At 35.4% G+C, this 8,456-nt stretch carries 8 protein-coding genes and 1 pseudogene; all 9 read left to right on the top strand.

The window, feature by feature from the left end; genetic code table 11:
- Window positions 1-435 (top strand): annotated as a pseudogene (locus tag AC3DU7_RS02000) (RNA-guided endonuclease InsQ/TnpB family protein); the annotation flags it as partial.
- 154 nt (window positions 436-589) lie between these two features.
- Window positions 590-1,084 (top strand): hypothetical protein, encoded by a 495-nt coding sequence (locus tag AC3DU7_RS01995; RefSeq protein ID WP_488037695.1) that lies wholly within the window; start codon window positions 590-592, stop codon window positions 1,082-1,084.
- A 90-nt stretch (window positions 1,085-1,174) separates the two neighbouring features.
- Entirely contained in the window at window positions 1,175-2,542 is a 1,368-nt protein-coding gene (locus AC3DU7_RS01990) for a ParA family protein (RefSeq protein WP_488037694.1), read from the top strand.
- Window positions 2,539-3,324 carry a ParB N-terminal domain-containing protein gene (locus AC3DU7_RS01985; RefSeq protein WP_488037693.1) on the top strand — a complete coding sequence of 262 codons (786 nt, stop codon included), beginning with the start codon at window positions 2,539-2,541 and terminating at the stop codon, window positions 3,322-3,324. Before AC3DU7_RS01990 ends, AC3DU7_RS01985 begins: the two co-directional genes overlap by 4 nt.
- Before the next feature lie 184 nt (window positions 3,325-3,508).
- Window positions 3,509-5,077, top strand: coding sequence for an aminotransferase class I/II-fold pyridoxal phosphate-dependent enzyme (locus AC3DU7_RS01980; RefSeq protein ID WP_488037692.1), 1,569 nt, complete (start codon window positions 3,509-3,511; stop codon window positions 5,075-5,077).
- Window positions 5,078-5,195: 118 nt separating this feature from the next.
- The gene (locus AC3DU7_RS01975) at window positions 5,196-5,381 is read left to right on the top strand and encodes a hypothetical protein (protein ID WP_488037691.1); all 186 of its coding nucleotides are present in this window, start codon (window positions 5,196-5,198) and stop codon (window positions 5,379-5,381) included.
- A 200-nt stretch (window positions 5,382-5,581) separates the two neighbouring features.
- Complete coding sequence (locus tag AC3DU7_RS01970; protein ID WP_488037690.1) at window positions 5,582-5,809, top strand: hypothetical protein; 228 nt, start codon at window positions 5,582-5,584, stop codon at window positions 5,807-5,809.
- A 107-nt stretch (window positions 5,810-5,916) separates the two neighbouring features.
- The gene (locus tag AC3DU7_RS01965) at window positions 5,917-6,444 is read left to right on the top strand and encodes a transposase (protein ID WP_488037689.1); all 528 of its coding nucleotides are present in this window, start codon (window positions 5,917-5,919) and stop codon (window positions 6,442-6,444) included.
- A gap of 622 nt (window positions 6,445-7,066) precedes the next feature.
- The gene (gene cbiT / locus AC3DU7_RS01960; RefSeq protein WP_488037688.1) at window positions 7,067-7,669 is read left to right on the top strand and encodes a precorrin-6Y C5,15-methyltransferase subunit CbiT; all 603 of its coding nucleotides are present in this window, start codon (window positions 7,067-7,069) and stop codon (window positions 7,667-7,669) included.
- Window positions 7,670-8,456 lie beyond the last annotated feature (787 nt).

Below are 8,456 nucleotides of genomic sequence, written 5' to 3'. Positions count from 1 at the left end.
CGTCCGGTTCTGAAGTAGAGGTGCGGAGGATAATACCTCCCATCGACTATAACAACCACGGCAGTGTAGTAATTGAAGATTTGAATGTTCGCGGTATGTTAGCTAACCATAAGCTAGCTAAATCAGTTAGCAGATAGTGTTTTTATGAGTTTAGGAGACAGCTTGAATATAAGTGCCAGTGGTACGCTTGGTGAGTTAGTAGTAGTTGACAAGTTTTTCCCATCATCAAAAACTTGCTCTAACTGTGGTCATGTCCAAGATATGCCATTAAGCCTGAGAACTTATGATTGCCCTGACTGTGGCTTGTCAATAGATCGAGATTTAAACGCCAGTATTAATTTGAGAAATGCGGTCGGTTTGCTCCGCAACGCTAACGCGAACGACCGTGAATGCCTGTGGATGAGTAACCGCCGACGGCCTCAGTGGTTTGCGTAGCATTCCGTAGGAAAGCAGGAAGTAAACATCAGATTGTCACCTTATGTGACGCTTTGTATCAGTTTTATAGAGCAGTTAGTGATTTTTAGCTAGAAAATAAGTTAAAGTATTTTTTGATTATTAGTTATCATTTTGTCAAAAAAACTATTGTACAATGGTTAAAGAAAAAATTATTGGAACTAGAGAAGCAGCATATTTACTAGGTATTTCAGCTCAACGTTTGCGGATATTATTAGCTCAAGGTAGGGTCAAAGGTGCTTACAAAGAAAATGGCTTCTGGAAAATTCCCATTTATGGGCCAGAAGATCGTGAAATGCCCATAATTTCTCCTGGTAGAAGAGGTCCGAAAGGAATTTGGTGTAAGCGAAGGCGTACTAAACCCACAATGATTCATGTTAATCAGCATATAATTCAGCGCAATGCAAATCACCCACTAAAAGATATAAAACCAGTAGTTTCTGTAAAGCAGACTAATCACAATAACTATGGTTATCAACTAGAAATCAAAGGTCCTTGTCGAATTGTTTATCGACCCCACAACCCGACTAATTGTGGTGCTCACTTGTGGATTGATACTTTTAGTCCTGTGCAATTTGTAGATACGAATTTTAATCCGGTTACTGCTAATCGAGCTTATAAATACATATAGTAGATAAGTTAAGTAAGTAGATAAAATTGAGATTTTTTGCCATATCTGTCGTGATAAGCTGATAGTTAAAGTCAAAAAAATTAACGACAGATGGATAGTGCTGCGAAAAATCAAGCCCTTGTAGATGCTTTGGTCAAAAATCTGCCCGAGGACGCATCTGAAGAGCTAGTTAATCAGATTTTTGCGTCTGAATTATTCAATTTTTTAGGTTTTGGGATAAATGAAAGGGTGCCTGCTTTTTCTACAGGCATTGGTACTCAAGCAGTCGATCATGCTCTGCGTCATAATACGGAAGATGATATATTTAATCAAACCAAAACTAATCCAGATATTCTCGTAGAATTGAAAGCTAGGAATGTTAATTTAGATGCTGATTCGACACAATATAAAAAGACAGTTGTGCAAATTAAACGGTATTTGTTAGCAGAAAACTGTCAAACAGTTAAGTGGGGAATAATTACGAATGCTAATCACATCCAATTATTTAGAAAGCATGGAAAAGTTATTCATCCAGCGACAGTTTGTTTGGAAATTAATCCAGAAAATATCATCAAAATAGCTACATCAATTAAAGAAAAAATTGATAAGCCACAAAAAGCTTTAACAGTAGCAGTTTATAATAAGAAAGGTGGCGTAGGTAAAACAACAACCACAGTCAATACCGCAGCAACTCTATCTCTTTTGAATAAAAAAGTTTTGATTGTAGATTTTGACCCTGACCAACGAGACCTAACAAATTCTCTAGCAATTAAATCTAGTCAACCTTCTTTTAATCAGTGCTTAATAAATGAAAGTATTAATGTTAAAGATGTAATTTATTCCTACAAAATCAAGTCTAAGGGTCTGCGAAAAGAATTTGGCTTTGATGTGATTCCTATTCCTTTGAATGAACCTTTGGAATTTTGGTTAGAAGATAAATTACGTCAAAACATAGATGCTACGAAATTAAGTGAAATATTAGATCCATTAAAAAATCACTATGATTATATTTTGATTGATTCTTCTCCCAACTGGCGAATTTTCAGTCAAAGTGCAATTTATGCTGCGGATGTAGTTTTAATGCCCGCAAAACATAACAATTTATTTTCTCTAGAAAATGCAGCCGTAGCTATCAAAAAATATATACCTGAAGTTCAACGGGCAAGAGAAAATGGCGGGCCTTTGATTCTACCTATTTTCTTTAATGGTGAGAAAGCGACTGAAGCTCAAATGAAAGTTGCTAAATCTTATATCAATCAACTAATAAAAGAAGCAAAAAAAGATCCAAATAATAAATTTGACCTGCTACCCTATTTTTATCCCCGTTATACAGTAGCAAATAAAAATATAAAAATATTTGAATTACCTTATTATGCTGCCATTGCCAATTCTGCTTTTTCTAACATACCTGCTGTTTATAAAGATAAGATAGTTCGTGAATATTATAAGAATTTGGTGAAGGAATATTTTTTATTATGAGTAGCTTGAGTAATATTGGCAATTTAATGCACCTATATATGTACAAAATTGAACCAGGAAATGGCACAGATGCTCCAGAATTTATCATTTCAGCAACTGCAAAAGCTCTCAATGAATTAGGTGGAAGAAACTGGGTACCTGTAATTGTCAAAGAATTAGAAAAGAATAAATATGAAGTAATTGGCAACTCCTTTATTTTTGCCGTAGCTGAAGCTGCTGGTTTAGAAAAAGTTTGGTGTGTTATTGCTGATGAAAGTGAAGAAACTGAAAAAATTAGCCAAATTTTGTCTGGGGAAAAAATACCACAAATAAATCTTTCAACCGCCACGAGAGACGAAATTAAAATAGCACTTCAATACTTAATTGAAAAACCAGACAGCCAATTAACAGGAGTAAAACTGGCAGTAGCCACAAATCGTATTGATGAAGCACCCCGTCAATACTGGAAAGATTTTAAACATATTACAAAATTAGGGTGTGGAATTACAACAGCTAAAGTCAATGCTTTAAAAGAAGTATTTTATCTGACTCCCCAAGCAATGCCCGAACCTGAAAAAGTAAATCTTTCTACTGCTACAAAAGACGAAATTCAAGTAGCACTTAAATATTTAATCGAAAAGCCAAATAGTCAACTGAAACAAGTTGAATTAGTAAAAGCAACAGAACGTATTGCTGAAGCTCCACGTCAAAATTGGAAAAGCTTAGAACCAATTACAAAATTAAAATGTGGAATTGGGAAAGCTAAAATTAATGCTTTAAAAGAAATATTTTACTTAAGATGAAGAGGAAGTAGGAAGTAGGAAGTAGGGGAAAGAAAAATTAAGAACTCTTAACTAAGAGATGAGGAATGTTGGAAGGAGAGGAGATTGAAGTATAGATAAAATTTAAACACTATAGATGAAGGCTTTAAAAATATTACTTTTAACTTTTGACTTTTAACTTTTGACTTCCGTGAAACGGTATGAAATGCTCGACCAAAACAAAGCACCAATAATTCAAACTCTCAAAAATCTTACCCAAAAATCTCATGCTCCTTTCTACGCACCAGGACATAAACAAGGAAAAGGCATTCCACAACCACTTAATGACTTATTAGGTAAAAAAGTATTTCTAGCAGACTTACCAGAATTACCAGAATTGGATAACTTATTTGCTCCAGAAAGTGTAATTAAAGAAGCTCAAGAATTAGCAGCAGAAACCTTCGGTGCATTACAAACCAAATTTCTAGTCAACGGTTCAACTACAGGAATTATCGCCGGAATACTAGCTACTTGTGGCAATGGGGATAAAATTATTTTGCCTCGGAATATTCATCAGTCAGTAATTTCTGGGCTAATTATATCTGGAGCAATTCCGATTTTTATCCATCCAGAATATGACTCAGATTGGGATATTGCTCTGAGTGTCACCCCTGAATCTATTGCCCAAACCTTAGCAAAACATCCAGACACCAAAGCAGTGATGGTAATTTATCCTACCTATCATGGTGTTTGTGGAGATATTGCATCGATCGCCCAAGAAGTCCACAAATATAATATTCCCCTATTAGTAGATGAAGCTCATGGCCCACATTTTGCTTTTCATCGAGAATTACCAACTCCAGCATTAGTTGGTGAAGCAGATTTAACAGTACAATCCATTCATAAAGTATTAGGGGCAATGACCCAAGCATCAATGTTGCATCTTGGCAGTAAGCGCATAGACTCCTACCGACTCAGCCAAGCCCTACAAATGCTACAGTCTAGTAGTCCAAACTATTTACTTTTGGCATCTCTTGATGCTGCCCGCCAACAAATGGCTTTGTTTGGTCAAGAACTAATGAGCCAGACTTTAGAATTAGCTAGGGATGTTAGAAATAGAATTAGTCAACTGCCAAATTTTTCTGTATTTGACAGAGAAATAAGAAGCTTGACTAGCTCACAAGAAAATTCAGACTTATCAACTAATGAGGGGAAAAGATTACCTTTTTTTATCAAAGGCAGAAAAGTTGATGAAAGTTATATTAATTCTGGTTTTTTTGCTCTTGACCAAACCAGATTAACAATAAAAGTCTCTGATATTGGTTTGAGCGGGTATGAAGCTGATGAAATTTTGCATCAGAAATTAGGTGTTACCTGTGAATTACCAACTTTCAAAAGTCTGACATTTATTATTTCTCTGGGAAATACAAAGGCAGATATTGATCTATTAATAGATGCTCTAGTAAATTTAGCAGAGCAAAATTGTAGAAATAAACTTAACCAGCTAACTGACTTTAAGACAGAAATTGACGATTATTTAATTGATTCCTTAACTCCTTTATCTCCTAGAGATGCCTTCTTTGCCCAAAAAGATTATTTACCCATAGAAAAATCTTTAGGTTGTATCAGTGCTGAACTTATTTGTCCCTATCCACCCGGTATACCAGTGTTAATGCCTGGAGAAATTATTACTCAACAACATTTGAAAATACTTGAACAAGTCCGGGCATTGGGTGGGATAATCACAGGGTGTAGTGACCCAACTCTCAGAACCATGAAAGTGTCTAGATTTTAACCTTTATCCTTAAAATCAGACTAGACAATAATTTGGGTATGTTCATTAATAGATAATGGATAATTACCTCTAGTTAAAACCACTCTTGATTGAATATAAGGAAATATTATTTCTTCTCTTGGTCGATTGGATATGGGGAGGAGAGCCACTCCGCTTTATATGTTGCGAAGCAAAACGCCATCCCACCCTACGGGAAGCTGCCACGATCGACCGCTTTTTCCCCTTAAAAGGAGAAGCTTTAAACCAGAATTATTTAATTATTAATTATTCGGTAAATCATTACCTAAATAACACGGGAGCATGAAAGCCATCGTCTTTTAAGCGATGGATGAAAGGCAACTCGTCGGATTTTAATCCGATGTATTTTATTTGACCGAAAAGCCACGTTGAAGGCCCCCGTGTTTGAAGTGGGGAGATGCAAATAAGGGAGTCGTTTGGACTAGACAACTTGAGTTGCCCTCTGTTACTATGATCGACAAGAACTTTTCGGTCCGCCTGTTTCCAATGTACTCTTGTCAGCAAGTTTTAGTAGGTAAAAATCCCGAATTAATTGCTATTTTAACATTCTTGTGTGAAGAGTCTCACAAGCTCACTAACATGGGAATATATTATGCCAGGCAACTATATTTTAAGTCTCAAAAAGGCATTGGCAAGTATGACGCAAGAAAAGGTATACAAAAAGAACAATCACTATCAAGTTCTGCATCTCTCTTGCAGCACAACAAATATTGAGAACTGTAGCTGAATCATTTCGCTCTTATTATGGTCTTATAATTGCCTATAGTTCAGGAAAAATCTCAGACAGACCAAGGATTCCTAACTACAGAAAAAAAGGGGGAATGGCTACAGTAAGTTACCCTTCTCAAGCATTAAAACTTAAAGATAATCTTCTTAGAGTACCACTAGGGAATACCTGTAAACGCTGGTTTGGAGTAGATAGCTTTTTAATTCCAATGCCAAGTAATCTCGTATTTTCTACTCTCAAAGAGCTGAGAATATTACCGAGAAATAGATGCTTTACCCAAGAATTTGTCTATAAAAAAGAAGCAGTAGTTAAACCTCAGTTAAATCAAGAAAATGTCTTAGGAATAGACCATGGTGTCAATAATTGGTTGACCTGTGTATCGAATGTCGGTACTAGCTTAATTATAGATGGTAAACATCTCAAATCAATGAATCGTTGGTACAACAAACAGATATCAACTATTAAAGAAAATCAACCGACTGGATTTTGGTCAAATAAACTAGCTGCCATTACAGAAAAGCGTAACCGCCAAATCCGTGACGGTATTAATAAAGCAGCCAGAATAGTAATTAATCATTGCGCACAAAAATTCTATTGGTACAATTGTTTTTGGTTGGAATAAAGGTCAGAAAAATCAAATAGAATTAGGAAAGAAAAGTAATTCTGAATTTGTACCAATTCCTACAGCTAGACTCAAAGAAAGAATAGCTCAATTATGCTATGAATATGGAATAAAATTTATAGAAACAGAAGAGAGTTATACAAGTGTCGCTTCATTTTTAGATGGTGACTATCTGCCTAATTATGGTGAGAAACCCAATGATTGGAAACCGTCACCGAAAAGAATCAAGCGTGGTTTGTATAGAACTGGTAATAATTGTTTCGTGAATGCAGATTGTAATGGGGCTGCAAATATAATCACAAAAGTAAGCAGAAAGCTAAGTTTAAACTTAAGCCAACTGTGTAGGGGCACAATGAAATTGTCCCCAAAGAGTATATCTTTGGTCAGCGCTCGAAGAAACGGAGCAACACGGATTTATCCTGTTGCGTAGTATCTGCGCTTGTTTCCCCGTGACTTGAGTCCGGGGAGTAGTCAATCAAAACCAAAATATATCTAATTTAGTTATCTATTAACACTAAATATAGTCAAAAAAACTATAGTGCTATATATTTAGCGTTTAGCTATAGATAAATACTGAAATATCAACTTCTTTTGTGAATTCCTGCTTAAAAAAAATTTTCCTATGCCTTCTCCACTTTGGCCTTATGTTACTCCAGGTATCTCCGATGACCTATTTGAACGTTTACCAGGCATTCCGATGAGTAAGCGAGAAGTCCGCTTACTGTTAATATCTTATTTACGATTACAACCAGACTCTATTGTTTGGGATATTGGGGCAGGAACAGGCACTATACCAGTAGAAATTGGATTGATATGTCCCCAAGGCCGCATTATTGCCATAGAAAGGGATCGAGATGTAGCAAATTTAATTCGGAGAAACTGCGATCGCTTTGGAGTGGAGAATGTGAAAGTAATTGAAGGTAATGCTCCTGAATGTCTTGATGGTTTAGCTGAAGCACCCAGTCGTGTCTGTATAGAGGGAGGCCGTCATATCAAAGCCATACTCCAGGAAGTTTGGAAAAGGTTATTACCACAAGGCAGGGTCATAGCTACTGCTGCTAATCTAGAAAGTCTTTATGCTGTTTCTGAAAGTTTTGCTGATTTACAGGTTCGCAATGTAGAAGTAGTTCAACCTGCACTAAATCGTTTAGAGACAAGAGGTATACATCAGACTTTTGCAGCAATTAATCCCATATTTATCCTTAGTGGTGAGAAAATAGATTGAATTTTGCTGTGACATACTCCCACACTGCCGAAGAAGAATCAGAGATGGGCTTCTCAGGGACTTATCTATTTTACCTTGTTTTGCTTCTAGTTGAATTTCTGACACATACTTTTCTTCGAGGCTAAGAGTAACATAATAACCATTAGCTTTTTAGTAAGTTAGGTAGGCATGAAAAAAACTAACTATGTAACAAAAAGTAAAGTGGCTTTTAAACCTCTTCCCTTCTGTCTTCATCTAACAATAAATTTTAACGCCTGCCTACTTAACTCATACTGTTTTAATTGTGAAGCCATCTGGAATAGGTCTATGAACAATTACTTTTATCTCACCTATTTAAAATAGTCTGACTTTATTATCAAAGAAATTATAGTTATTTCATTGATAATTTACCTGATGATGTAGAAGATAAACGTTTAGAAATAGATAAATTTATAGAAAGATAACGCATTTATCCTACACTGATACTGACGTTTTCAGTGTGGGGCTTCTGCTAATTAAACTAATCTTGAGCAATACAATACATTAGACATCTCCAAAAATCAAAAATAAAATCAATTCTTATCCATAAATTATCAATTATTCTTCTCCCTGTTCCCTATTCCCTGTTCCCTGTTCCCTCCTTTCTGGAGATGTCTATTGAAATAAATATATAGATTTATAAATTAAGTAATAGTTATCAATGAATTAAATGTCTATAATAATTAGATATTAAATTATTGGAAATTTAACGCTGCATTTTTGGAGCAAAAACTTAACCTATAATTTATTATTTAATCTAAATTTGTAT

The sequence above is a fragment of the Okeania sp. genome, assembly GCF_983059655.1.
Note: the sequence above shows the minus strand (reverse complement) of the source record. Positions and strands in the feature narration are given on the sequence as shown.

Coding starts and splice junctions, on each gene's coding strand:
- AC3DU7_RS01995 (WP_488037695.1), top strand. CDS start 590: ATGGTTAAAGAAAAAATTATTGGAACTAGAGAAGCAGCATATTTACTA.
- AC3DU7_RS01990 (WP_488037694.1), top strand. CDS start 1,175: ATGGATAGTGCTGCGAAAAATCAAGCCCTTGTAGATGCTTTGGTCAAA.
- AC3DU7_RS01985 (WP_488037693.1), top strand. CDS start 2,539: ATGAGTAGCTTGAGTAATATTGGCAATTTAATGCACCTATATATGTAC.
- AC3DU7_RS01980 (WP_488037692.1), top strand. CDS start 3,509: ATGCTCGACCAAAACAAAGCACCAATAATTCAAACTCTCAAAAATCTT.
- AC3DU7_RS01970 (WP_488037690.1), top strand. CDS start 5,582: ATGTACTCTTGTCAGCAAGTTTTAGTAGGTAAAAATCCCGAATTAATT.
- AC3DU7_RS01965 (WP_488037689.1), top strand. CDS start 5,917: ATGGCTACAGTAAGTTACCCTTCTCAAGCATTAAAACTTAAAGATAAT.
- cbiT (WP_488037688.1), top strand. CDS start 7,067: ATGCCTTCTCCACTTTGGCCTTATGTTACTCCAGGTATCTCCGATGAC.